The organism is Acidovorax sp. GW821-FHT10E04, from assembly GCF_059415185.1.
Map to the genome: position 1 here is coordinate 1 of NZ_JBWKMT010000004.1, position 23,548 is coordinate 23,548.

General features: G+C 62.3%; 22 protein-coding genes. 16 read left to right on the plus strand and 6 right to left on the minus strand.

All coding sequences use genetic code 11. The features are described from left to right. Nucleotides 1-152: 152 nt before the first annotated feature. On the minus strand, nucleotides 153-866 hold the full coding sequence (gene radC, locus AC07OC_RS13505) for a RadC family protein (protein WP_218339950.1): 714 nt from the start codon (nucleotides 864-866) through the stop codon (nucleotides 153-155). An 89-nt stretch (nucleotides 867-955) separates the two neighbouring features. Between radC and AC07OC_RS13510 the strand changes: the two genes are divergently transcribed. Beyond that, nucleotides 956-1,420, plus strand: a complete 465-nt coding sequence (locus AC07OC_RS13510; protein ID WP_494601455.1) for an FKBP-type peptidyl-prolyl cis-trans isomerase — start codon at nucleotides 956-958, stop codon at nucleotides 1,418-1,420. Nucleotides 1,421-1,443: 23 nt separating this feature from the next. After that, on the plus strand, nucleotides 1,444-2,481 hold the full coding sequence (gene ispH / locus AC07OC_RS13515; RefSeq protein WP_494601733.1) for a 4-hydroxy-3-methylbut-2-enyl diphosphate reductase: 1,038 nt from the start codon (nucleotides 1,444-1,446) through the stop codon (nucleotides 2,479-2,481). 143 nt (nucleotides 2,482-2,624) lie between these two features. On the opposite strand, the gene AC07OC_RS13520 is transcribed toward ispH, so the two are convergent. Beyond that, a complete protein-coding gene (locus AC07OC_RS13520) occupies nucleotides 2,625-3,320 on the minus strand; it encodes a CBS domain-containing protein (RefSeq protein ID WP_218298104.1) in 696 nt (231 codons plus the stop codon). 166 nt (nucleotides 3,321-3,486) lie between these two features. Between AC07OC_RS13520 and AC07OC_RS13525 the strand changes: the two genes are divergently transcribed. From AC07OC_RS13525 to mnmH, 4 genes are all read left to right on the plus strand, one after another. Next, the gene (locus tag AC07OC_RS13525; protein ID WP_369643143.1) at nucleotides 3,487-4,431 is read left to right on the plus strand and encodes a threonine/serine dehydratase; all 945 of its coding nucleotides are present in this window, start codon (nucleotides 3,487-3,489) and stop codon (nucleotides 4,429-4,431) included. Nucleotides 4,432-4,463: 32 nt separating this feature from the next. After that, on the plus strand, nucleotides 4,464-5,786 hold the full coding sequence (gene serS / locus AC07OC_RS13530; protein WP_218339955.1) for a serine--tRNA ligase: 1,323 nt from the start codon (nucleotides 4,464-4,466) through the stop codon (nucleotides 5,784-5,786). 63 nt (nucleotides 5,787-5,849) lie between these two features. Then, nucleotides 5,850-6,890: a selenide, water dikinase SelD gene (gene selD / locus AC07OC_RS13535; RefSeq protein ID WP_218340270.1), complete on the plus strand. Its 1,041-nt coding sequence runs from the start codon at nucleotides 5,850-5,852 to the stop codon at nucleotides 6,888-6,890. Next, nucleotides 6,890-8,005: a tRNA 2-selenouridine(34) synthase MnmH gene (gene mnmH / locus AC07OC_RS13540; protein ID WP_218339956.1), complete on the plus strand. Its 1,116-nt coding sequence runs from the start codon at nucleotides 6,890-6,892 to the stop codon at nucleotides 8,003-8,005. The genes selD and mnmH overlap by 1 nt, the downstream gene beginning before the upstream one ends. On the opposite strand, the gene AC07OC_RS13545 is transcribed toward mnmH, so the two are convergent. Further along, complete coding sequence (locus AC07OC_RS13545) at nucleotides 7,963-8,892, minus strand: LysR family transcriptional regulator (RefSeq protein WP_218339958.1); 930 nt, start codon at nucleotides 8,890-8,892, stop codon at nucleotides 7,963-7,965. The two genes, mnmH and AC07OC_RS13545, sit on opposite strands and share 43 nt — an antisense overlap. A gap of 116 nt (nucleotides 8,893-9,008) precedes the next feature. Between AC07OC_RS13545 and AC07OC_RS13550 the strand changes: the two genes are divergently transcribed. The 5 genes from AC07OC_RS13550 to AC07OC_RS13570 all read left to right on the plus strand — a co-directional run bounded on the left by AC07OC_RS13550 (nucleotide 9,009) and on the right by AC07OC_RS13570 (nucleotide 14,186). Then, nucleotides 9,009-10,262: an alpha-hydroxy acid oxidase gene (locus AC07OC_RS13550; protein WP_494601459.1), complete on the plus strand. Its 1,254-nt coding sequence runs from the start codon at nucleotides 9,009-9,011 to the stop codon at nucleotides 10,260-10,262. 436 nt (nucleotides 10,263-10,698) lie between these two features. After that, nucleotides 10,699-11,916: a tyrosine-type recombinase/integrase gene (locus AC07OC_RS13555; protein WP_494601461.1), complete on the plus strand. Its 1,218-nt coding sequence runs from the start codon at nucleotides 10,699-10,701 to the stop codon at nucleotides 11,914-11,916. 37 nt (nucleotides 11,917-11,953) lie between these two features. Further along, nucleotides 11,954-12,715, plus strand: a complete 762-nt coding sequence (locus tag AC07OC_RS13560; RefSeq protein WP_494601462.1) for a hypothetical protein — start codon at nucleotides 11,954-11,956, stop codon at nucleotides 12,713-12,715. A gap of 152 nt (nucleotides 12,716-12,867) precedes the next feature. After that, entirely contained in the window at nucleotides 12,868-13,086 is a 219-nt protein-coding gene (locus tag AC07OC_RS13565; protein ID WP_494601464.1) for a helix-turn-helix transcriptional regulator, read from the plus strand. Next, a complete protein-coding gene (locus AC07OC_RS13570) occupies nucleotides 13,083-14,186 on the plus strand; it encodes a hypothetical protein (protein ID WP_494601466.1) in 1,104 nt (367 codons plus the stop codon). The genes AC07OC_RS13565 and AC07OC_RS13570 overlap by 4 nt, the downstream gene beginning before the upstream one ends. Nucleotides 14,187-14,363: 177 nt before the next feature. On the opposite strand, the gene AC07OC_RS13575 is transcribed toward AC07OC_RS13570, so the two are convergent. After that, nucleotides 14,364-14,534 carry a hypothetical protein gene (locus AC07OC_RS13575; protein ID WP_494601468.1) on the minus strand — a complete coding sequence of 57 codons (171 nt, stop codon included), beginning with the start codon at nucleotides 14,532-14,534 and terminating at the stop codon, nucleotides 14,364-14,366. 157 nt (nucleotides 14,535-14,691) lie between these two features. Between AC07OC_RS13575 and AC07OC_RS13580 the strand changes: the two genes are divergently transcribed. The 4 genes from AC07OC_RS13580 (at nucleotide 14,692) to AC07OC_RS13595 (ending at nucleotide 18,039) form a co-directional block, all read left to right on the plus strand. Beyond that, nucleotides 14,692-15,771, plus strand: coding sequence for a hypothetical protein (locus tag AC07OC_RS13580; RefSeq protein ID WP_494601469.1), 1,080 nt, complete (start codon nucleotides 14,692-14,694; stop codon nucleotides 15,769-15,771). 337 nt (nucleotides 15,772-16,108) lie between these two features. Continuing rightward, the gene (locus tag AC07OC_RS13585; protein ID WP_494601471.1) at nucleotides 16,109-16,393 is read left to right on the plus strand and encodes a type II toxin-antitoxin system Phd/YefM family antitoxin; all 285 of its coding nucleotides are present in this window, start codon (nucleotides 16,109-16,111) and stop codon (nucleotides 16,391-16,393) included. Then, nucleotides 16,390-16,812, plus strand: a complete 423-nt coding sequence (locus AC07OC_RS13590; RefSeq protein ID WP_494601473.1) for a PIN domain-containing protein — start codon at nucleotides 16,390-16,392, stop codon at nucleotides 16,810-16,812. The genes AC07OC_RS13585 and AC07OC_RS13590 overlap by 4 nt, the downstream gene beginning before the upstream one ends. Before the next feature lie 66 nt (nucleotides 16,813-16,878). Continuing rightward, the gene (locus AC07OC_RS13595; protein ID WP_494601475.1) at nucleotides 16,879-18,039 is read left to right on the plus strand and encodes a hypothetical protein; all 1,161 of its coding nucleotides are present in this window, start codon (nucleotides 16,879-16,881) and stop codon (nucleotides 18,037-18,039) included. 1 nt (nucleotide 18,040) lies between these two features. On the opposite strand, the gene AC07OC_RS13600 is transcribed toward AC07OC_RS13595, so the two are convergent. Further along, the gene (locus AC07OC_RS13600) at nucleotides 18,041-20,314 is read right to left on the minus strand and encodes a hypothetical protein (protein WP_494601477.1); all 2,274 of its coding nucleotides are present in this window, start codon (nucleotides 20,312-20,314) and stop codon (nucleotides 18,041-18,043) included. A 98-nt stretch (nucleotides 20,315-20,412) separates the two neighbouring features. Then, entirely contained in the window at nucleotides 20,413-21,411 is a 999-nt protein-coding gene (locus tag AC07OC_RS13605) for a site-specific integrase (RefSeq protein WP_494601479.1), read from the minus strand. Nucleotides 21,412-22,330: 919 nt separating this feature from the next. Here AC07OC_RS13605 and AC07OC_RS13610 point away from each other — a divergent pair. Then, the gene (locus AC07OC_RS13610) at nucleotides 22,331-23,542 is read left to right on the plus strand and encodes a Druantia anti-phage system protein DruA (RefSeq protein ID WP_494601481.1); all 1,212 of its coding nucleotides are present in this window, start codon (nucleotides 22,331-22,333) and stop codon (nucleotides 23,540-23,542) included. Nucleotides 23,543-23,548: the final 6 nt, after the last annotated feature.

Genomic DNA, 23,548 nt, shown 5'->3' on the forward strand with positions numbered 1-23,548 from the left:
GGCTGCGGCCTTGCGCTCGGCCGTGGCGGCGCGTCGGGTGGCCCGGGGCGCGGCTTGCGGCGGGGCGGGTGCGCCGGGCGGGGGCGCCACGGCCGTGGCGCGGGCCAGCGCGGCGTGCAGGGCCGTGGGCGCGGCGGGCGGCGCGGGCGCCGTCACAGCAAGCCCTGTTCCGCCATCGACAGCGCCTTGCCGGGGGCGACGATGACATGGTCGAGCACGCGCACGTCCACCAGGGCCAACGTGGCCTTCAGCGTCTTGGTGAGGGCCTCGTCGGCGCGGCTGGGCTCCACGCTGCCGCTGGGGTGGTTGTGGGCCAGCACCACGGCGGCGGCCTGGTGGTGCAGGGCGCGCAGCACCACCTCGCGCGGGTACACGCTGGTCTGCGTGAGCGTGCCGCGAAACAACTCCTCCATGGCCAGCAGGCGGTTCTGGCTGTCGAAGAAGAGCACCGCGAACACCTCGTGGCCCTTGGCCGCCAGGTGCAGTTGCAGGTAGTGCTTGACGGCGTTGGGCGAGTCGAACGTCTCGCGCTCGCGCAGTTGCTGGGCCAGGGCGCGGCGCGCCAGTTCCAGCACGGCCACCAGCTCAGCGCGCTTGGCGGGGCCCAGGCCCTTGATGCGCGTGAGGTCGGCGGCGCTGGTGTGCAGCAGTCCGGCGATGCCGCCAAAACCGCCGGTGACGCGCCCCGTGGCCGCGTCCACGCCGGGCGTGTCCAGCAGTTCCTGCGCCATCTGCAGCACGCCCTTGCCCACGGTGCCGGTGCGCAGCAGGATGGCCAGCAGCTCGGCATCGGCCAGGGCGGCGGGGCCGCGTGCCAGCAGCTTTTCGCGCGGCTGGGCGTCGGAGGGCAGGTCTTTGAGGGGCATGGCGCAGGGTCTTTGACACCCGTCAGGGGCCGACGGGCGTAGGGCTTTGCCCGATTTTCTACAATGCAGGCCAGTTTATCGGGACTTTCATGACCTCTATCGACACCCCCCTTCCCACCGTCCAGCCGGGCTCCTTCCTGACGCTGCACTACCGCCTGGCGGGCCCGGCGGGGGATGTGATCAACACTTTCTCCGACAAGCCCGCCACCCTGTCGCTGGGCGCAGGCCAGCTGTCTCCCGCCGTGGAGCAGCACCTGCTGGGCCTGCCCGAGGGCACGCGCGCCACGTTCGAGCTGGCGGCGGGCGAGGCCTTTGGCGAGCGCAACACCGAGATGCAGCAGTGGGTGGCCAGGAAGCTGCTCAACGAACTGGGCGACCCGGCGGAGCGCTACAGCGTGGGCGATGTGGTGCAGTTCCCCACGCCGGACGGCCAGGGCAGCTACGCGGGCGCCGTGGTGCAGGTGCGCGACGACGGCGCCGTGCTGTTCGACTTCAACCACCCGCTGGCGGGCCAGCCGGTGACGTTTGAAGTGCAACTGATCGGGGTGCTATGAGCAGCGAGATTTCTGGCCGCAGCATGAGCGATGCCGGGCCGCTGCCCGACGCGCCACACGCGGGCGAGGGCGGGGACGTCGAGGTCCTGCTGGCCGAGCCGCGCGGCTTTTGCGCGGGCGTGGACCGCGCCATCGAGATCGTCGAGCGCGCCATTCAGAAATTCGGCGCGCCGATCTACGTGCGCCACGAGATCGTGCACAACACCTATGTGGTGAATGACCTCAAGGCCAAGGGCGCGATCTTCATCGAGGAGCTGTCGGATGTGCCCCCGGGCGCCACCCTGGTCTTCAGCGCCCATGGCGTGAGCAAGGCCGTGCAGCAGGAGGCGGTGGCGCGCGGCTTCAGCATTTTTGACGCCACCTGCCCGCTGGTGACCAAGGTGCACGTGGAAGTGGCCAAGCTCGCCAAGGAAGGCTACGAGTTCATCATGATCGGCCACAAGGGCCACCCCGAGGTGGAGGGCACGATGGGCCAGCTCGACCACGGCATCCACCTGGTGGAAGACGTGGCCGACGTGGCCCGCGTGCAGCCCGCGCAGACCGGCAAGCTCGCCGTGGTCACGCAGACCACGCTGAGCGTAGACGACGCCGCTGAAATCTCGGCCGCCGTGCGCGCGCGCTTCCCCAGCGTGCGCGAGCCCAAGCAGCAGGACATCTGCTACGCCACGCAGAACCGGCAGGACGCCGTCAAGGTGCTCAGCCCGCAGGTGGACGTGGTGATCGTGGTGGGCAGCCCCACCAGCTCCAACAGCAACCGCCTGCGCGAGCTGGCGGCGCGGCTGGGCACGCCGGCCTACATGGTGGACAGCGCCGACGAACTGCAGCCGGGCTGGTTCGCGGGCGTGGCGCGCGTGGGCCTCACCGCCGGCGCCTCGGCCCCGGAGATCCTGGTCCAGCAGGTCATCGACCGCATCAAGGCGCTGGGGGCCGTGTCGGTGCGCACCATGGCGGGCATCGAGGAAACCATCAAGTTTCCGCTGCCCAAGGGGCTCAAGATCGATAGCGCCACGGGCCTGGCCCTCACCGAGCGCACGCCGGAGACCGGGCCCGCCAGGCACTAGCCCGGCACGCGCGGGCCGCGGCATCCGCAGGGGCCGCCGCGCCGCTGCGAATGCTCCTGAATTGATAGCTTTTTGCGCTTGATGGGCAAGCGCTGGGGCCGTTTTTTAGTCAATCCCGCCGTGGCCGGGGCCCACGGCGGTGCCTACAGCGAGACCGCAGGCCCGCTCCACAGGTCCAGCGGCGGGTCGGCCGCCACCGCGCGCAGGATGTCGGTGCGCGAGATGAAGCCGGAAAGCACCCCCGCATCGTCCGTCACTGGCAGGCCCGGCAGGCCCGTATCGAGCAGCACGGCGGCCACCCGGCGCAGCTCGGTGTCGGCCGCCACGGTGGGCACGGGGCTCACCATGACTTCGGAGACGGGGCGGCGTGCCAGCTCGATCGCCTGTTTCACGGCGCCCGGCTCGGGCAGCAGGTCCAGGGGCGCCATGTCGGCCCGCAGCAGCAGGCCGACCACCCGCCCCAGCGGGTCCACCACGGGGGCCTGGGCCACCTTGTGCTCGGCCAGGGTCTGCCAGGCATCGTTCACGCGCGCCCCGGGCTCCACGCTCAGGGCGCCCGTGGTCATGACATCGCTGACCTTGGTCAGGGGCTGGCGTGCCTGCTGGGGCCCCTGCTCGGTCTGCGCATAGGCGCTCACGGCGTCCTGCAGGCGCAGGTTGGCGGGCGGCGAGAACGCGGGGTGGAGCGGGGCCGGGGACTGAAACGGCTCGGCGGGCACATCCAGCGCGCGCGTGCGCAGTGCCTGGGGCCGCTGCACGCGCCGCACGGCAGAGATCTGCGAGAGGTTTTCCGGCCCTCCCCGGTACATCTGCCCCGATGGGCCGAACACAAAGAACATGCTTGCCTCCTGCTGGCGTGTCCGCCCAAGGCGGCGGACCCTGTCCATGTTATCGGCACTTGCACGGCGCCATTGGAGGGCAGCGTGTATCCGTGTGTTGCCGCGGGGCGGGCGGGCAGACCCTACACTGCCTGCCTTTGTCCGATTTCCCCTGGAGTCTCCCCGCATGATCGATCGCGCCGCCATCGCCGAAGCCCGCCGCCACATTTCCACCGCCCAGCCCGACTTTCTGCGCACCACCCCGCTGATGCGCGTGCCGGGCCGATCCCTGGGCGTGGACTGCGGCGAGGTCTGGCTCAAGCTGGAGCACCTGCAGGTGGGCGGCAGCTTCAAGGCGCGCGGCATGCTGTACCGCCTGCTGGCCAACCCCGTGCCCGAGAGCGGGGTCATCATCGCCTCCGGCGGCAACGCCGGCATTGCCGTGGCGGCCGCCGCCAAGGCCCTGGGCGTGCGCTGCGAGGTCTTCGTGCCCGAAGTCTCGCCCGAGGCCAAGCGCGCCCGGCTGCGTTCGCTGGGCGCCGACGTGGTCGTCACCGGCGCGGCGTATTCCCAAGCCTTCGAGGCGTGCGTGGCCCGCCAGAAGGCCACGGGCGCCCTGCAGGCCCACGCCTACGACCAGCCCGAAGTGGTGGCCGGCGCGGGCACCCTGGCGCTGGAGATGGAAGAGCAGGGCGGCCGCCTGCCCGACACGGTGCTGGTCAGCGTGGGCGGTGGCGGCCTCATCGGCGGTGTGGCCGCGTGGGTGGAGAGCCGCGCCCACGTGGTCGCGCTGGAACCCGAGCGCGCGCCCACCCTGCATGCCGCGCGCGCCGCAGGCCAGCCGGTGGATGTGGAGGTGGGTGGCGTGGCCGCTGATTCCTTGGGCGCCCGCCGCATCGGCGCCATTGGCTGGGAGGTCAGCCAGCGCCATGTGCACGATGCCCTGCTGCTGCCGGATGACGCCATCCGCGCCGCCCAGCTGTGGCTGTGGAAAGAGCTGAAGCTGGCCGTGGAACCCGCCGCCGCGCTGGGCCTGGCGGCCCTGCAGACAGGTGCCTACCGGCCCCAGCCGCAGGAAACCGTGGCCCTCATTCTCTGCGGCGCCAACTTCGACCCCGCCAGCCTCGCCTGAGCCGGGGCCGACCACCCCTTTAAAATCCAGCCATGCTTGACATCCTTCTCCTCCGCAAAGACCTCGACACCGCCATCGCGCGCCTGGAAACACGCAAAAAGCCCCAGGCTTTCCTGGACGTCTCCGCGTTCCAGGCCCTGGAGTCCGAGCGCAAGACGCTGCAGACCCGCACCGAAGAGCTGCAGGCCCAGCGCACCCAGCTGTCCAAGCAGGTCGGCATGCTCATGAGCCGGGGCGACAAGGGCGGCGCCGAAGCCGTCAAGGCCCAGGTGGCCGCAGGCAAGGTGGAGCTGGAGCAATCGGCCGCCCGCCTGGAACAGGTCCAGGCCGAGCTGCTTGCCATGCTGGTCGCCGTGCCCAACCTGCCGCACGAATCCGTGCCCGTGGGTCCGGACGAGTCGGGCAATGTCGAAGTGCGCCAGTGGGGCACGCCCGCCAGCTTCGCCTTCGAGGTCAAGGACCACGTCGACGTGGGCACGCCGCTGGGCCTGGATTTCGACATGGGCGTCAAGCTCTCGGGCTCGCGCTTCACGGTGATGAAGGGGCAGATCGCCCGCCTGCACCGGGCCCTGGCCCAGTTCATGCTGGACGTGCAGACCCAGGAGCATGGCTACACCGAGTGCTACGTGCCCTATGCCGTCAACGCCGACTCGCTCAAGGGCACGGGCCAGCTGCCCAAGTTCGAGGGCGATTTGTTCGCGGCCAAGAAGGGCGGCCAGGACGGCGAGCCCGTGCCCGACAACGCGGCGCTGTACCTCATTCCCACCAGCGAAGTGCCGCTGACCAACTTCGTGCGCGACGTGGTCGTGGCCGAGTCCGAGCTGCCCATCAAGCTCACGGCCCACACGCCATGCTTCCGCTCGGAAGCGGGCAGCTACGGCCGCGACACGCGCGGCATGATCCGCCAGCACCAGTTCGACAAGGTCGAGATGGTGCAGATCGTGCACCCGGACAAAAGCTACGAAGCGCTGGAAGAAATGACGCGCCACGCCGAAACCGTGCTGCAAAAGCTCGGCTTGCCCTACCGCGTGATGAGCCTGTGCACGGGTGACATGGGCTTTGGCGCCGCCAAGACCTATGACCTGGAAGTGTGGCTGCCCGCGCAGAACACCTACCGCGAGATCAGCTCGGTGAGCAACTGCGAGGCCTTCCAGGCCCGCCGCCTGCAGGCCCGCTTCAAGAACGCACAGGGCAAGAACGAGTTGCTGCACACCCTCAATGGCTCCGGCCTGGCCGTGGGCCGCACGCTGGTGGCCGTGCTCGAGAACTACCAGCGCGCCGACGGTTCCGTGGAGGTGCCAGAGGTGCTGCGCCCGTACATGGGCGGCGTGGCGGTGCTCGCACCCGCCGCCTGATGGGGCGGGCCATGGGGACGGCGCGCCGGGGGAGAATCCAGCATGACTTCCTCTGACAACACCATGGCCAGCCCCCCCATCCGCCTCACGCAGTACAGCCATGGGGCGGGCTGCGGCTGCAAGATCAGCCCCAAGGTCCTGGACGTGATCCTTGCGGGCAGCGGGGCCCAGAACCTGGACCCGCGGCTGTGGGTGGGCAATGCCTCCCGCGATGACGCCGCCGTCTATGCGCTGGATGGCGAACGCGGCGTGGTCTCCACCACCGACTTCTTCATGCCCATCGTGGACGACCCCTACGATTTCGGGCGGATCGCGGCGACCAACGCCATCAGCGACATCTACGCCATGGGCGCGAACCCGCTGATGGCCATCGCCATCCTGGGCTGGCCGGTGAATGTGCTGCCGCCCGAGGTGGCGCGCGACGTGGTGCGCGGCGGGCGTGCGGTCTGCGATGCCGCAGGCATCCCGCTGGCCGGCGGGCATTCCATCGATGCGCCGGAGCCCATCTTCGGGCTGGCCGTGACCGGCGTGGTGGAAAAACGCCACCTCAAGCGCAATGACACCGCCACTGCGGGCTGCCGCCTGTACCTCACCAAGCCGCTGGGCATCGGAATCCTCACCACCGCCGAAAAGAAGGCCCGGCTGCGCCCGCAGGACGTGGGCCGCGCGCGCGACCTGATGTGCACGCTGAACAAGCCGGGCAGCCGGTTTGGCAAATTGCCGGGTGTCATGGCCATGACCGATGTCACGGGCTTTGGCCTGCTGGGCCACCTGGTCGAGATGGCCGAGGGCAGTGGCCTGAGCGCTGTGATCGACTACGACGCCGTGCCGCGCATCCGTGGCGTGGAGCACTACCTGGCAGAGGGCTGCGTGCCGGGCGGTACCCTGCGGAACTTCGACAGCTATGGCGCCAGGATCGGTCCGCTGGACGAAGTGCAAAAGCAGCTGCTGTGCGATCCGCAGACCAGCGGAGGCCTGCTGATCGCGGTGGCGCCGCAGGGCGAGCGTGAATTCCTCGCGGTGGCCGCCGAGTGCGGGCTGCCGCAGATGGAGCCCATAGGCCATCTCACTTCCCGGCAGGCCTTCGCTGTCACGCTGCGCTGATGCTGGACACCCTGGCCGACTACCGGCACATCTTCCTGAACGATGTGCCCATGATGGACGTGCGGGCGCCGGTGGAGTTCGTCCAGGGCGCATTTCCGGGCGTGGCCAACCTGCCCTTGATGGACGATGGCGAGCGCCAGAAGGTGGGCACCTGTTACAAGCACCAGGGCCAGCAGGCGGCCATCGCGCTGGGGCATGCGCTGGTGTCCGGCGAGATCAGGCGCGCACGCACCCAGGCCTGGGCGGAGTTCGCGGCGGCCCATCCGCAGGGCGTGCTGTATTGCTTTCGCGGGGGCTTGCGTTCCCAGATCGTCCAGCAGTGGCTGCAGGCCGATGCCGGGATCGCCTACCCCCGCGTGGCCGGCGGCTACAAGGCCCTGCGTACCTTTTTGCTGCAGACCACCCAGGCGGCGGCGCGCGAATGCCCGTTGGTCGTGCTGGGCGGGCTGACAGGCACCGGAAAGACCGAGCTCATCTCGCAGCTGCCCAACGGCCTGGATCTGGAAGGGCACGCCAACCACCGGGGGTCCAGCTTCGGGCAGCGTGTCAGCGGCCAGCCGGCCCAGATCGATTTCGAGAACCGCCTGGCGATCGATATCCTCAAGAAGCGGGCCGCGGGGCAGCGGCTGTTCGTGGTCGAGGACGAAGGCCGGCATGTGGGCCGCTGCGCCGTGCCGCTGGAGCTGCGCCTGCGCCTGGAACAGGCGCCGATGGTCCATGTCGAGGATGCCTTCGAGGCCCGGGTCGAGCGCATCCTGCGGGACTACGTGGTCGGGCAGTGCGCCGAGTTCTGCGCCGCGCAGGGCCCGGCGGCGGGGTTTGAATCGTTCTCTGCCCGATTGCTGGAAAGCCTGGACAAGCTGGCCCGGCGCCTGGGCGGCGACCGCCACCAGATGCTGCGCGCAACGATGCTCCACGCGCTGGCGCGGCAAAAGGCGCATGGCGATGTTTCGCAGCACCGTGGCTGGATCGCGGCATTGCTGCGCGACTACTACGACCCCATGTACGCCTACCAGCGTGAAAGCCGGGCGGGGCGCATCGAGTTTCAGGGGGAGTTCGGCGCGGTGCTGGCCTACCTGCGTGATCGCTCCGTGGCCTCGGGCCCCCAGCCGTAGGCCGGCGGCACCGAAAAATCCACCTGGGCCTGCGCCAGGCGCTGCATCGCGGGTATCAACGCACGCGCATCGCCGCGCCGCCACTGGAACGCGTACTGCAGGGGCGCAAGCGCCGTGCGCCCGCCCAGCGCGCGCAAGCCCGGCGTGCCGACCCAGGCTGCGGGCAGAAAGCCCACGCCCACCCCCGCGCGCAACATGCCGGCCACGGCCCCCCAGCTGTTGCACAGGATGCGCTCGCGCACCGCAACGCGGTGCGCGAGCAGCCAGTCATCGAGCAGCCGCGTGGTGCCCGCACCCGGGGGGAGGGTGACCAGCGGATGCTGCTGCAGCAGCGCTTTCGCCCCCAGGCGGCCGGCGCCGGGCAGATCGGCGGCCACAGCCCAGGTGAAGCGCGCAGCCCCCACGGGCTGCGAGCGCAGCGTGCGGCGCGACGAGCGCCCCGCGATCACCGCGAAGTCGAGTTCGCCGTCGTCCAGGCGGCGCTCGAGCACGCCACCCACGTCCACGCAGGGCTCCAGGGACAGGCGGGGATGCGCGCGGCGCGCCGCTGCCACGAACGCGGGCAGCCAGGTGAGGGCCGAGAGGTCGCCCACGCCAAAACGGCAGTGGCCCGCGAGATCTGCGCGCGCATCCAGTGCCTGGTCCAGTGCCGCGACGGCGTTGAGCACATCCAGCGCGGCGGGCAGCAGCCGCGTGCCGGCCTCGGTGAGCACGGCGCGGTGTCCGCTGCGGTCAAACAGCGGCTGCCCCAGCGCGGCCTCCAGTTCCGTGATGCGCTTGGACAGCGAGGACACGGACAGGTGCACGCGGCCGGCGGCGGTGGCGAAGTTGGCGCAGGTGGCCGCCCACCAGAAAGCCTCGAGCTGCTTGACCGACGGAGTGGGCATGGCGGGGTCCTTGTTGGCATAAAGAGAATTAATCCATTCTAAATATTTCGCTTTCATTCATTGAATGGCAAACCTACAGTGGCGCGGTTCCTGAACGCAATGAAAGCCCCGTGCCCATGGCCTCCCTCCCCCATCTGGTCCCCGCCGCCCTGGCGCCCGCCCCCTTGCGCCCCGCGCCGGCCGTGCTGCGCCGCATGCTGTCGCTGCAGGATTTCGAGGAGGCCGCGCGCCGCCGCCTGCCCCGGCCCATCTTCGGCTACATCGCTGGCGCGGCCGAGGACAATGCCTCGCTGCGCGACAACCGTGGCGTGTTCGGCGAGCACGCCTTCGTCACGCGCGTGCTGCGCGACGTGTCGGGGCGCTCCCAGGCGGTGGAGCTGTTTGGCGAGCGCTACGGCAGCCCGTTCGGCATCGCGCCCATGGGCATCAACGCGCTTTCCACTTACCGGGGCGACCTCGTGCTGGCACGCGCGGCGCGGCGCGCGGGCATTGTTTCGGTGATGAGCGGCACCTCGCTGATCCCGATGGAGGACGTGGCCCGCGACAGCCCGGGCACCTGGTTCCAGGCCTACCTGCCCGGCGACCAGGTGCGCATCGACGCACTGGTCGACCGGGTGGAGCGCGCGGGCTTTCGCACGCTGGTCGTCACGGTGGACATACCGATCTCGGCGAACCGCGAGAACAACATCCGCACGGGCTTCTCGACGCCGCTCAAGCCCAGCCTGCGCCTGGCCTGGGATGGCCTCGTGCGGCCGCGCTGGGTGGCGGGCACCTTCCTGCGCACGCTGCTGCGCCATGGCATGCCGCATTTCGAGAACTCGTTCGCCACGCGCGGCGCTCCCATCGTCTCGTCCACGGTGCTGCGCGATTTCTCGGCGCGCGACCACCTTGGCTGGCGGCACCTCGAAGCCATCCGCCGCCGCTGGAAGGGCCCGCTGGTCGTGAAGGGCCTGCTGAGCGTGGAGGATGCCCTGCAGGCGCAGCGCATCGGGGCCGACGCCGTGGTGCTGTCCAACCACGGCGGCCGCCAGCTCGATGGCGCCGCATCGCCCATGCGCGTGCTGGAAGCGGCGGTGGCCGCCGTGGGGCCCGCTTACCCCGTGCTCATCGACGGCGGCTTCCGGCGCGGCTCCGACGTGCTCAAGGCCATCGCGCTGGGCGCGCGCATGGTCCTGGTGGGGCGCCCGTTCAACTATGCAGCCGCCGTTGCCGGCGAGGCGGGAGTGCACCACGCGATCACCCTGCTGCGCGACGAGGTGGACCGCAACCTTGCCATGCTGGGCGCCACCAGCTGCGGAGAGCTGGGCCCTCGGCACCTGGTGCGGCGGCGGGGGCCTGGGGAGGAATGTTCGCCAGGGCTGGCGTCCTGACGGGTGCCTGCGGCCTGGCTCAACGATGTCAGTGCGGCTGCGGTGCGTTGTGGTGGGGGAGCTGCAGTCTGGCCCGCCTCAGCCCGCGACTTGATCGCAGCGGATCTGGTGCCCAGGGCGCGGGTCCTGCATGCCCCAAAGGCTGCCTGGCTGCCGGGGGGGCCGGCAAACCAAAAGAAAAAGGCCCTGCGCTATTGATTAAATAGCATCAGGGCCTTATCAGTGGCGGAGAGGGTGACCGCACGAAGGCGAATCCGAAGCAATCCAGAGTAGTGCACTGAGGTGCTCTAAATCCGCGCCAGCACTGGCTTTGCGACCGATTCTATCCTTGCCCCACCTCCAGCCACATTCCAAAAAATCCAGTGCCATCCAGCCATAAAATATGGTTAGAAAGATGGCCTAGAAAATCGCCTCAAACAATGCGGAAGGTCCGACAGTGAGCAAAGCACGCGACCGGCTGACGGCGGTCCAAATCAAAAATCTCAGCAAACCGGGTTTCTATCACGACGGCGGCGGACTGTACCTCCAGATCAGTCGCTTTGGCAGCAAGTCTTGGATTCTGCGCTACACCCTAAACCAGAGAAAACGCGACATGGGCCTCGGCCCGTTGGCCGACTGGACGTTGGCCGAAGCCCGCGAACGCGCCAAGAAGTACCGCCAGCTTGTGGACGATGGAATTGATCCCATCGACCAGCGCGACCAAGAAAAGGCTCGCATGCACACGGAGCGCCTTGAGGCGGACCGCAAGCGCCGTAGCTTCGAGGAATGTGCCAAGGAGTACCACGCGGCCAACAAGGACGACTGGAAAAACGCCAAACACGCCGACCAGTGGATCAATACCCTCACCACCTACGCCTTCCCAAAATTTGGCAAGCAGCCCATTGCAGAACTGACGCGCGAGCAAATCCGCGAAGTCCTGGAGCCCATCTGGAAGACCAAGGCGGAAACCGCCTCCCGTGTGCTGCAACGCATCCGCACCGTAGTGAACTATGCAGCGGCCCGCGACTACTGCGTTGGTCTCGACAGCGAACAGTGGGACCAACTCAAGAAAGCTCTACCCAAGAACACCAAGGCCCGTGTGGTGGAACACCACGCGTCGTGCCCCCATGACCAAGTCGGTGCTTTGTTGGAACAGGTTCGCCAGAGCCGCTCCAGTGACAGCGTGAAATGGGCGTTCGAGTTCATCGTGTTGACAGCAGCACGCTCAGGAGAAGTTCGCAGTGCCGTTTGGGAGGAGATGGATGCCAAGACCAAGACCTGGACTATTCCCAAGGGCCGCATGAAGGCCGGCCGGGAGCATTCGGTGCCACTCTCCCAGGCCGCTTGCGACGTATTGCAGAAAGCTCGTGGCATGTGGCCCGACGGCACTGAGCCCACTGGCCTGATTTTCCCCGGCGAGAAGAACAGGCCCATCAGCGACATGACCCTCACGCAGTTGATGCGCCGTATGAAGCAGCCGTACACAGTCCATGGCTTCCGGGCGAGCTTCCGTACCTGGGGTGCCGATATTGCGCACTACGAGCACGAGCTGCTGGAGATCGCGCTGTCGCACATCGTCGGGGACGCCACCGTGCGCGCCTACCACCGCTCCGACATGGTCGAGAAACGCCGGAAGCTCATGGGCGAGTGGGCTACGTACTTGCGACCGGGCTGATGAGTATCATCAATCGCATCACCCAGTGGATCTCCAAATGGCGACAAGTACCCGTCCAACGGATCAAAAAGTAAACCATCCTGTCTCTCCTCCAGATTGGAGTGCAGAAGCCCTTGTGGCCCATAGAGCAGTGTGGGAAATCGCAGCGATGGCGGGCAATGTGATGCCTCAAATTGGAGCGGTCAAAGCACAGAAAGAAGTTGATCCTGAGTGGAAGAAGGGATACGAAAAAATTGTTCGTCTGATGACGAATGCACTGTCGCCGATTAGGGGAAAAAATTCTGCCTATGTTTACTACGATCCGCAGCAGTCAGGAAATGCTGCACGCACACAAGATGTGTCGAAGCTCCGGCAGGTGCGTGTTGACGTCACGAGCGCAATTGAATTCATCTGGAAGAGGTATGGAGACAGCGCGCCTCCAGAGGGGCTTCGGTCCATCCATCAGCATCTCCGTCTGCTGGTAGATGCCGAAGCACCCAAGCAGGTTGAGGCTGAAGCGACGAAAGACTCTACCGCATCCGTTGCGCAACCTCTCACATCAGGAAACACAGCCCATCGGGATCAACGGTTGGGTAATGCCACCAAAGAAATCAAAAGACTCGGAGCGCTGGTCTATATCCTCTCGCGCGAGTTGTATGGTGTTTCAGTGGACGCAAAAACACCGCCACCAACGTTGAAAGACGATGTACTTGCTTCCATCAAGTCAGCGGGCCTCGAAAGGCACGAAGGGTTCGGTCCAAACGGCATACAGACTCTTCTACAGCAGAGCTTTCATCACTTCTTCCAATCGAAACAATGAATCAATGATGGGTTCGTTCATCAATCCTGATGGACCCATCATCAGTTAGATATTCCGCGCCGCTGCGCCGCCAAGATTGAACTCATCCGGATGCAGATGAGTTCGACGGGACTCATCGAACCAACTTCATCAGTTCTTTCGAGGAGGCCTACATGGCACAGCAATTTCAAGAAGCGCTTATCCGCAAGCGCCGCGTACTGGAGATGACCGGCTGGTCGAACTCCACTCTTTATGCTCGCATCGCCGCTGGCATGTTCAAGCCAGGCGTCAAAGTTGGCCCCCGCATGGTGGCCTGGCCGCAGAGCGAAGTTGAGGCATACATTCAAGCATGTATTGCCGAGCGCAACGAGAAGATCGGGGGCGCAGAATGAGTCGCGATTCTCACCGTCCAAGCAAAAAACAAGGACCGAGCAAACTGGTGCAGTCTCTCACTCCGGTGTCCGAACTCGAACCTGGTTTGACCATGGTTGTCGGTCCGTATGGCGAACTGGTTCACTTGGTTTATGCGGCAATGCTCACAGAACTTGTGCAGGTTTCGTCGCGTCTCCCCATTCCCTTGCCGGAATGCTCCAGTATTGTGTGCGTACACAGCGGCCCTGCTCGTTACCTTGAGCAAGTGCGTGGACTGCACGCCAAGCTGGGCTTGACAGCACCGGCATTTAAAGAATGCAAGTCCATTGAGCGTGTAGCGACCGGCGTATTCGACTGGACAAATCCAGCATCCGTTTCAATCGTAAGCCGTTTGAATGCCGTGAAAGACGGCGGTTGCATCATGCTGCAGCAACCCACGGGTGAGACGCCCAGCGTTGAAGGACTTCTTCAATTGCGCCGCGTCGGCGAAAAGAGCGGTGCGCACATCATCATGCTTTGCCCCGACGTTGTCTACGACACCAAAACTTCAGGTATTCCAAACGAGTTTCTCGTGGTCACTCCGCGTGAGCCGAATCCGGGATTCGATGAGGCAATTGTCTTTTCGTGCCCGGAGTTGGCGAGCACTTTGAGTCCGAGCAGCGGCAAGGTTCTTTGCTGCGTTCGGCTGTGTGATGCGGGTCTTGAAACCGAGATCACGCCCTACGTCGCTGATGACCTGAAGACGCGCTTGATGGCGATCCTCAAAGCCGACGGATGGCGCCTGGAAAAAATCGGCGAGCTTGTTGGCCTTAACAAATCGAATGTGAGCCGCAAGCTCCGCATGGTGTCTGGGGCTGTGCCAGACGGCTGGGATGGTGACATGCTGGCCGAATGGCTGGAGGCCTGTGATCTCGACCCTATCGACGATGAAGACTCCAGCGCAGTCGATTCAGATGACGCGGATGATGATGAGTATCAGCCTGACGACTGGGATGCGGACGATGATGACGAAGGCAATGACTTGGACGATCTTGATCACGCAAAACCTGTTGCGCCAGCCAGCCGCAACGAGCGCAACACGCGCAACAAAAACGCTGTGATCCCGCGTAAGCAGCGTTAGTCGTGGCGACCAAGCACGGGGTCTCATTTGCACTCAGAGACCCCGTGCAGTCGCGACGATAGCCGCGTTCCAGTGACTCTAATAAGAGTGTGATTGAGCTATGTGATGTGTGTGATGAATGTGACCAGTACCAGCTATACCGACAAATAGCAGTGCCAACACTACTCACGACAGCAGCTAATCACGCCACTTCAGCGCCATCACCAAACACGACACGCGCAGCCCGGTTCCGCGCATCAACAGGCGGTTTTTGCTGCACCGAACTCTGACTGCAGCCACCGGCTTCACCAGCCATCTGCACTCAAAGCCAAAAACCAAAACTGTAAATAACTTGTGCATCAGCAGCATGGTGCACAGCGCCTGATCGCACTCGCACGGAACAGCATGCCTACCCGGCAACAACGTTCAGACGTGTGCATTCGTGGCGCGCCAACCACATGCGACAGATGCAGTCGATGTGCCCGAGAGCAATCGGCTCCATCCATCAAGTCTTGAAAGCAGTGATATGAAAACTCGTCCCGTTCAACAACCCGTTCCCCAACCGCCCGTTGTAGATCGCTTGGCCTTTATCCTAGCTTGGTCTGTTGATCGCCGCGACCAAGATGCTGTTCTCAAAATTTTGCGCATCAGCATCAACAGACTAATCGAAGCCGGAACGTGCGAACGCGCCTACCAGGGCAATTCCCGGTACCGCGAGAACTTCCGTATCCTGCTCGGCGGTGGCAGCGATGCCCTGGTGCAGATAGGCGCCGTTGACAGCGTGCGCCAAAAAGGCGGCATTCGGATTGAATGCAACCCCGCAAAGTTTGCCTATGGTGACGCCCAGCAAATTCATCGTGTCATGCGTGACTTGATCGGCCGCCGCGTGTACAACGAGTTGATGCGTCGCCCGCTCTTGAACGTCTTCCATGCCGCCGTGGACCTGCACTACGCCAACCTTGACAGGATGGTGGTCCGCTACAACAACGGTCAACTCATTTCCATGATGGCGAAGCGCTTTGATACCGCCAACCACATTGAGGGTTACAACTTCGGGAGTGTGGACAGCGACTATCAGACAGCGGCCTATGACAAGCGGCAAGAGCGCATCCACGCGGCGATCTTGCGGATCGCGAAGGCAGGTAGCTCCGGTTTCTACAGAGATCCTTTGAAATCGAATTTGGTCAAGCAATTGGAAACCGAAATAAACGGGATCGACGTCGTTCGCGTTGAAGTGCGCGGCAAGAAGCTGCGCGGCCTGCCCCTGTGGAAGTTGTCGCAGCAAGCGAATCGCTTTGCCAGATTTCGGTTCGCTGATCTGTCTGCCAGTGGCGCTGACCTTGATCCGCTCGTCGAGAAGTCATTTCTTGCGATGTGCCGCCAGGACGGTGTCAAAGCCGCCCTGGATGCGTTCAAGCACACGGAGCACGCCCGAAAGGTGAATGCGTTCTGGCGTAGCCGTCAGGCCGCATGGTGGAAACCGGAAGAGCTGTGGCAGCAGGCGTGCGATGCGCTGCGCGATACAGGCATGTTCCCGCCGGAAGCGTTTGAGCCACCAGATAGCCACTCGGAGCAGCCGCAGCAAAAGCGCCGCCGTTTGCGTTGAGCAATCAACCGGCTGGATCGCGTTTTGAGCGCTTTCCAGCCATCGCGCCACCACCAGTACCAGCCGAGCAGAAAAGTGCGCTTGCTGGCCGTTCTGGCGGCTGCAAACGGCATGCTGAACATCCGCATTTGGTTCGCCAGCAGCAGTGCTTTCGGCCAAAGTCCAGCAGCGTCCAGCACAGCGAAACGCATGCTTCGGTTACATGGTGGCTGTTACCTTCCAGCCAAAACCTCTTTGGCACTGCTCATCTCGCAGCAACCCCACCCATGCACTTTGACAGCCTTCGTCGCGGGGCTTAAAATGTGTACACACTGATTCACAACCAAGGAGTTTAGCCATGGAAGCCACAAAGGTAGGAATCCGCGAGTTCCGCGCGGATTTGGCCGAGTACATCGCGGCCAGCAGCCCTGTTGCTGTGACTCGCCACGGGCAGACAGTCGGCTACTTCATTCCCGTACACGGCCAGGCCGAAGCGGATTTGGTGGCTCTGAAGAAAGCGAGTCAGTCACTCGATAAGCTGCTGTCTGCGCAGGGTGTGGATGCAGAGGACATAGTTGCCGACTTCAAGAAAGCCCGCAAGAAGAGCACGACCACCGCCAGTGCCAGTGGCAAAGCCAAATGAGCAGCGCGGCAATTGTTCTGGATGCCAATATCCTGATCCGCGCTGTCTTGGGTAAACGTGTCCGTGATCTGATTCAGGCGCACGCTGCCACCGTCAAGTTCTTTGCCCCTGATGTGGCCTATGCGGATGCACGGAAGTACCTGCCCGCGCTGCTTACAAAACGAGGCGTTGATCCAATCCCCGCCATGCTGGTGCTCGACGCGCTTGAGCGCATCGTCCACCCCATGGATATGGATGTTTATGGAGGACTCCAACAGCAGGCACTGCGCCGCATCGAGATGCGAGATGCCGATGACTGGCCTGTACTGGCATGTGCGATGGTACTTGGTTGCCCGGTTTGGACTGAGGATGCAGATTTCTTCGGTACGGGGGTGGCAACCTGGACAACTGACCGCATTGCGCTATTTTTGGGTAGTTGAGTGAATCCTTGGTTGGTAGATCAAGCCCGGTAATGGGACGATGATTTGCTAGCACTAGGTTTGAACATGTCTAAGCAGCGAAAACTCACCCGCGCAGAGCTATATGAACTTGTCTGGTCACGTCCCCGAACTCTCCTTGCAAAAGAGTTTGGAATTTCCGATGTGGCCATAAGAAAGCACTGTCTCCAAGCAGACATTCCTGTCCCGTCTGTCGGTTTTTGGGCGAAGCTAAACGCAGGTGGCAAGGCAGTGCGCGAGCCACTCCCACTCCGACTTCCTGGTCGACGCGACACGATAGTTTTCGGAGAAGACAGGGACCTCTGGCAGAAAGCTACAAACCTTCCAGAAAAGCCCTCGTTCGTGGAGGACCTTGAGACGCAGATCGCAGTGGCATCCAAGCGTCTTGGGCGCGTAACAGCCGCTCGGGACCTCACCAATCCTGATCCGAGCTTGAACCACGTGCTAAGGAGCGAGGAAAAGCGTCGGGTGAAATTCGCGGTGGACCGATGGAGTTGGTACAAGCCGCGTTTTGATGCCCCGGTGATACAACGTCAGCTTCGTATTTTCAATAGCTTGGCCAAGGCACTCAAACCGCTCTATGGAGTGCAATCAGTACGGGAGAAAGAGGAGTGGGTGCAGGGACAAGGGACCTTGCACCATTTGGTGCTTTATCTCGATTTCGGTGGCTGCAGAATGAGCCTTCGTTTCTACGAACCTGGTGAAGTGCATAAAAATCGTGGCTCAAAAAAGATCACACGAACGACGCTCCGTGTAGAGGACAGCCGCCCAGAAGCCCGTGTTCTTGAATGGACTGATGAAGAGGGCAAAAAGATCGAAGGGCAACTTTCGGACATTCTGAGCGCCCTCATGAGGCATGCAGAGCAATCGTTGCGCGAGCACGCTGAATGGGTCTACGAGGAGTCCCTGAAAAGGTACCACCAAGACCTCGCTGCGATGGAGAGGCGAAAAGAGCAGGCCGAACGGGAACGCCTGGCAGCGATCGAGGCGAGTAACGCCAAATTTCGCGACGCAGTGATAGCGATTGCTCAGAGCAAGAGAACTGCAGAGGATATTCGTATGACAGTCGCGGCACTCAGGGCGCATCCTGAAGTGGCTACGGTTGACGGTCAAACCACTTTTGAGGCTTGGGCTAAAAAGGCTTTGGCCGTGGCAGATAGCCTTGATCCAATGTCCTGGCCGCTGTCTTCGGTAGTTGCCCAGCCTTGAATCAGGCTCCAGTCGATGTACGAATGCACAGCCTTGCATGCATGAGCAAATTGGCAGCTGCGACAACGTTGCGAACCTCCTTGAACTGCATGGCGCTGAGAGCCTCGCTGACACTTTGCCTAGACTTTCGGTGCTGCTCAGCCACTTTAAAAAGCTCTAGCGAGTCGTGTTCGTACAGCTTTTCCTTGCCGCCATGTAACGCATAGAGCACCGCGGGCTTGGGGTCTTCAAAGGGAAACGTGCGCCACCGCAGGACTTCCGCGACTGCCTGCAGTTCCTGCCTTACTGCAAGCGCTTCTTTCTCTTCTGCTTGTCGCTTCCGGCCCTGTTGAACAAGAGCAACTCTAGATGTTCTCCGTTTTTCGCGAGCTGCTTTGTGCTCCTTGGCTGATCGCACCCGGGTGTAGTGCTCAGATGTGCCATAGATGGACGTGAGATCAGAAGCTATCTCTGGGAAGGCCACTGCAAGCAAACGATCATTTTTTGTATCTCGCTGGTACCGGGTTGATTCACCCTCCAAGGCCGAGTGGAGAGTCGAGCACAGGGCATCAAACGCTTGCACCTGCTCCGGCGACATCTCCCCTCTTTTCGCCTTGAGCGCGAACATCAGAACCACAGCGCTATTTGAATCTGCTATGTAGTTCTTCACCGTGTCTGTGAAAAGCTCCATAAAGGGCTCGCTGCACGTTTCCCAGGGCTCCTCTTTCAGACGTAGCAATTGGTTCAGTAGTCCGGCTTTGACTTCGGTGCGGTACTTATCGGACTGCACCAATTGCCGTCTCTCCAGCTCATCCCAAAGTGCTTGGTGCGTGCCAGCTTTTAGCCCATCGACATAGGTTCTATCACCCACCCAGATTGCACGAAGAACTTTCAAATAGCCTTTCACGAGAGAGTTGTCTGTGCTGCGCTGAATCCAAGACTGCAGCTTTCTCTTTTCTTCGTCGCGTTGTCGTGCTTCCTCCTCAAGCCGCCGCTCTTCAGCTTGACGGCGGCGCTCTTCTTCATCCATTGCTTTTTGAATCACGTCGGCGCGCAATTTCAAACGCCGACGGGCATCCTCAATTTGCTTATTGATCCATGGATGCAAAATCCACTGCTTCATCGTCGTGCTCGCCCAGACCATCTCTTCAATCTCGGCGACTGGGACATGGCCAGCTTTGGAGAATCTGTCTGAGCGAATTTCAAGGCAAGCAACAGCGGCTTCCAGAATCTTCATGCGCTTGGCATCGTCAACCAAGTGAGTCACCGCAGCCTCAATAGCCAGGTCGAATGCAGAACCCTGCCCATCAGCTCTGCGGGCACGACACATGACATCTGGGATCATGTTGCCGAGACGCCGCTCAAGCCGAATATCGTCCAGCAGTAGGACCGTAGCTGAGCAATGTGCGATCTCTTCCTCTTCAGAACCATCCGGCATGTCTTGGCGGACCGCAACTGTAATTGCAGGCACATGCAGTTTTCCGCGTTCAGCAATGGTCTTCTTGATGAGCCAGTGCAGCACGGTTTCGCCAAACTGTTTTCCGTCTAGTCCGTCCAGCCATTCGCGCGGAATCCCCCCAAGGTACAAGTCCTCTGTCTGCTCTAAAACAGCAGCTTCTTGAGCCCTGAGCTTTGCGTCCTCCCAATGGCTTTTCCAGTCGATGCCGCACCCAGGCATTCGGAGGTGCGCCAAGATCGTCTCTGTATCCCAAGCAGCAATCGCAGGGTCTATAGCTCCTGCCAGAGATAAAACACAAGTGGAGTTCAGTCCTTCATCGAGCGTGTGGTGCGCACGAACCGTGACCAGTAGCTGACGCCCATCCTCGAGTACCAACATGGCACTTTGATCGTCTACCCAAGTCCGACTGCGAACTCGCACCTCCTCACCGGCGATACACAACTCTTCGGAAATCGCTTCTCCATTGAGCATTGCCAATGAATTGCGGTGCCTGCGAGGAGGTAAGTAAATGACCCCTTGCTCGACAAACAACTGCAACGCTAGGAGTTGCGCCGTCTTGCTAAGGCAGCGTGCCTCGTCGGCGCTACTGTGCCGATGCTTGAAATGGCGCCGTTGGGCACGGGGCTTATCGAAGTGCTCAGGTGGCTTATCAACATTGATTGCAAGCAGCGGCTCACTGCAGGACCGACAGAGGCACATGCAAGCTGCTCCTTTTTTGGACGCATCGAGCATGCCGACGTGGACAAATCTATCGGGGTTGGCTTCGTGGACCGCCCACAACAAGAGCGGCTCATCGCAGCCTGATTTGTCTCCCTTGCTTTTCTTTGTGCCACTCACCGTAATTCCTTAATCTGGAGCAACTTGGCCAAAATGGATAGTTCAAACAGTGTGGCACGGCAGGTCGCGCTACTGCCAGATTGCGCGAGCTTCGCACCCTACAACAGGCTTGGAATCTTCCTGCGCGCCACAGGTCTTATGTACTTCGCAAGCGTTAGATCACTTCGGTGCCCAGTTTGCTCCCGAATTTGCCATGGCTGCAGTCCCACCATTGCTGCTTGGGTGCAGTAGCCGGCCCGCAAGCTGTGACCGCTGACCTGTTCGGGATCACCACCGATACGCTCTATTGCGGCCTTCACAATCAGCGATACCGATTGGGGTGAGAGCGCGGTCTTTGCCACCTTGTCGTGGCGCGTCACAGCGCGGAACACGCAACCTTCAGTGATCTCCGCAATCTCTAGCCAGTGCATCAATGCCCGCACCGGGCAGCGCTCTCCAGTCGCTTGTGGAATAAACACGGTGCGCCCCGCGCGCTCCTGGTCGGTCTTGCTGTTTGGCAGAAAAACTTCGATACCGTGGGCCAGTTCGGTGAGGTGCTCCACACGCACGGCCACAAGTTCTGAACGGCGCATGGCAGAGGCAAAACCCACCAACATCAAGGCTCGGTCGCGAGCCGCCTTGACTGGCGCTTGCTGATCAATGAGCACCAGGGCCGCGAGCACATCATCTTTGACCAGAGGTTTGGCCTGACGCTGCTTTGTGCCCAGAGTTCGCCGAATGCCCTGCAGGGTGCGTTTGACCATAGGGTCGAGTGCAGGCGACGGTGCGGAAATCTCTAAGTGCGCCTTGTGGATTGCTGTGACACGGCGCTCTAGGGTCGCTACCGACAATTTTTCCGCGCACCGGGCAAGGTATTCGGCCAGCACGGCTGGGCTAGCCGGAACGCTCCCGCCACTGGCAAAAAAATGCTTCAGATCAGAGGCGTATGCGCGCTTGGTGGCGGCTGACTGGCTGGCAGCAATGAACTGCTCGGCAGTAGCCGAAAAACCGCTCAGAACGCCCTCTGGCTGCGTTCGCGGCATGGTGTCGGATGTGGTGGTGCTGCGAGCAGACAAAGCTGCGCCAGCGCCCTCCTGCGGAGTGCGAATTTTCTTCATGGTGAGTCCTATGGACGGGTTGAAAAAACAATAAAAAACGGCCCGCGAATGGGGCCGTTTTGGTGGTTATCTGGCTAACGCTAATGAAGTCTTCTCACTACCTAAAATTCGAGAAAAAATTCCTCGACTATGAGGATGCCGGACGGTTGGCTCGCACAAGCCTGAGGTTTGGCGAGAAAAAGCCGAAAGTAGCGAACTCAAGACAACGAAGTGCGACCACCTGCACCTCACTATTGCAGTGAGTTTTTTGGGATTTTCTCAGGTTGTCAGCCACGGGGCAAGAATAGGAAAATTCTCCAAAATTTGGGTTATCTGACACACATTGATAGGCCAACTTGACGACCAGAAATGATCGCTGCAATGAATCCTGCCGGTCAGTGGTGCGATTCACGGCGGCACGTTGAACGACAGCAAAAGGCTGGTTGCGGTCTTTTGGTCGATGCTCGGTAAGCGACCGCTTGCCACCCTTCTTGCCGAGAGGTTGCTTGGAATGGACGCTTAAAACATGCCTTTGAGAGGTTAGCTCACGCTGATGCGCGCCGCGGAAATGACAGCACGCACGCAATTCAAGGCGGGCGTCCGCCACGCCAAGCCCGGGGCGACGGGTACGCTCCGCGCTGCTCCTGCACCATCCTCACCGCGCGCTCACGCACCTCAGGCGAGAACTAGTTTGTCTTCTTCGTGGCTCAATCCTCTCAGAGTGTTGAGTTTCCGCAAAAGCCGGGGCGATTCACGACTGTGGTGAACACACGACTTCGCATGGAAGAGGGAGACAGGCGTTGCCGAAGTCTTCGGCCGCTGCCATTGACTTCAGAGCGCTTTGGGGATAATGCGTAGAGGTCCCCTTGTTAGTCCTAAGACAGGATATTGAGCGGTTGCTATAAAGTACGCGCCAATTGAGGCGACGGCGAGAACAACGATGACAGTTAAGAGAGCGGCAGCTGCATTTACGCCTGAGGCCCGCATCAAGCGACACCTCCGGCAGCACTTGGCAGACCTTGGTTTCACTAAGGACGAGAGTGGTGCGCTCATCCTGCCCGATGACTCCAAGGACACCGTCCGCGCTTTGCATCGCAAGCAGCGAGAGGACAAGGCTTCAAAAAATTCGTCCTTTGTCGCGCGATTCCTGCCGAGCCTGCGACTGTACTTCGCTTCGGGCGCAGACGTAGAACCCGAAAAAATCCGGCCGAAGCTGCAGTTGGTCACGGGAGATGGGTTGGAGGCTCGTCTCTTCAGGCTTGCCGCTCTTACCTGGTCCGTTCCCGTGTCCGCCGGCTTTGGCCGCCGAATGCGATATCTCGTCTGGGACGAAAACAACGGAAAACTGATTGGCATTTTCGCTATCGGCGACCCCGTCTACAACATGGGCGTCCGCGATGACCACATCGGTTGGACCGTCAAGGACCGTGAGAAACGGCTAGTCAATCTCATGGACGCGTACGTGCTTGGCGCCGTCCCACCGTACAACATGTTGCTCGGAGGAAAGCTTGTGGCTTGCCTCATCCGAACACGCGATGTGTATGACGACTTCCGCGCGCGGTATGGTGGAACAGAGGGCATCATCTCTGGCGCGGCGAAGAACGCACGGCTGGTCGCCGTTACCACCTCTTCTTCAATGGGGAGGTCGGCCGTCTACAACCGGTTGAAGCTTGGCGAGACCTCGTACTTCAGTTCGATTGGATACACCGGCGGATGGGGGCATTTCCACATCCCTGACGACCTGTTTGAGGAGATGCGGAGCTACCTTCGAGCAATCGACCATGGATATGCGGATATGCATACCTTTGGCGAGGGGCCGAACTGGCGGCTGCGAACAGTACGCGCGGCACTCAACGCATTGGGATTCAAGGAAGACATCCTGAAGCACGGCATTCACCGCGAAGTATTCCTTTGTGAGACCGTAGGCAACAGCTTTGACATGTTGAAGGGAGCGGCGAAACGCCCCAAACTCGATGGCCTTCTTTCGGTGAAGCAAGTCGGAGAGCTCGCTGTCCAGAGATGGATGATTGGCCGAGCTGGGCGTCGGCCCGAATACAGGGCGTGGAGCAATACCAATCTCGGCGACCTCATACACCAAGGGTCAGTCACCGCCGCGGTTGAAGTGGACTTGACCAAGACAGAGAGCGCCTAGCGCCAG

What these genes read in the sequence shown, in the direction of transcription:
- radC (WP_218339950.1), bottom strand. Translation starts at nt 866, where the DNA reads ATGCCCCTCAAAGACCTGCCCTCCGACGCCCAGCCGCGCGAAAAGCTG.
- AC07OC_RS13510 (WP_494601455.1), top strand. Translation starts at nt 956, where the DNA reads ATGACCTCTATCGACACCCCCCTTCCCACCGTCCAGCCGGGCTCCTTC.
- ispH (WP_494601733.1), top strand. Translation starts at nt 1,444, where the DNA reads ATGAGCGATGCCGGGCCGCTGCCCGACGCGCCACACGCGGGCGAGGGC.
- AC07OC_RS13520 (WP_218298104.1), bottom strand. Translation starts at nt 3,320, where the DNA reads ATGTTCTTTGTGTTCGGCCCATCGGGGCAGATGTACCGGGGAGGGCCG.
- AC07OC_RS13525 (WP_369643143.1), top strand. Translation starts at nt 3,487, where the DNA reads ATGATCGATCGCGCCGCCATCGCCGAAGCCCGCCGCCACATTTCCACC.
- serS (WP_218339955.1), top strand. Translation starts at nt 4,464, where the DNA reads ATGCTTGACATCCTTCTCCTCCGCAAAGACCTCGACACCGCCATCGCG.
- selD (WP_218340270.1), top strand. Translation starts at nt 5,850, where the DNA reads ATGGCCAGCCCCCCCATCCGCCTCACGCAGTACAGCCATGGGGCGGGC.
- mnmH (WP_218339956.1), top strand. Translation starts at nt 6,890, where the DNA reads ATGCTGGACACCCTGGCCGACTACCGGCACATCTTCCTGAACGATGTG.
- AC07OC_RS13545 (WP_218339958.1), bottom strand. Translation starts at nt 8,892, where the DNA reads ATGCCCACTCCGTCGGTCAAGCAGCTCGAGGCTTTCTGGTGGGCGGCC.
- AC07OC_RS13550 (WP_494601459.1), top strand. Translation starts at nt 9,009, where the DNA reads ATGGCCTCCCTCCCCCATCTGGTCCCCGCCGCCCTGGCGCCCGCCCCC.
- AC07OC_RS13560 (WP_494601462.1), top strand. Translation starts at nt 11,954, where the DNA reads ATGGCGACAAGTACCCGTCCAACGGATCAAAAAGTAAACCATCCTGTC.
- AC07OC_RS13565 (WP_494601464.1), top strand. Translation starts at nt 12,868, where the DNA reads ATGGCACAGCAATTTCAAGAAGCGCTTATCCGCAAGCGCCGCGTACTG.
- AC07OC_RS13570 (WP_494601466.1), top strand. Translation starts at nt 13,083, where the DNA reads ATGAGTCGCGATTCTCACCGTCCAAGCAAAAAACAAGGACCGAGCAAA.
- AC07OC_RS13575 (WP_494601468.1), bottom strand. Translation starts at nt 14,534, where the DNA reads ATGCTGCTGATGCACAAGTTATTTACAGTTTTGGTTTTTGGCTTTGAG.
- AC07OC_RS13580 (WP_494601469.1), top strand. Translation starts at nt 14,692, where the DNA reads ATGAAAACTCGTCCCGTTCAACAACCCGTTCCCCAACCGCCCGTTGTA.
- AC07OC_RS13585 (WP_494601471.1), top strand. Translation starts at nt 16,109, where the DNA reads ATGGAAGCCACAAAGGTAGGAATCCGCGAGTTCCGCGCGGATTTGGCC.
- AC07OC_RS13590 (WP_494601473.1), top strand. Translation starts at nt 16,390, where the DNA reads ATGAGCAGCGCGGCAATTGTTCTGGATGCCAATATCCTGATCCGCGCT.
- AC07OC_RS13595 (WP_494601475.1), top strand. Translation starts at nt 16,879, where the DNA reads ATGTCTAAGCAGCGAAAACTCACCCGCGCAGAGCTATATGAACTTGTC.
- AC07OC_RS13605 (WP_494601479.1), bottom strand. Translation starts at nt 21,411, where the DNA reads ATGAAGAAAATTCGCACTCCGCAGGAGGGCGCTGGCGCAGCTTTGTCT.
- AC07OC_RS13610 (WP_494601481.1), top strand. Translation starts at nt 22,331, where the DNA reads ATGACAGTTAAGAGAGCGGCAGCTGCATTTACGCCTGAGGCCCGCATC.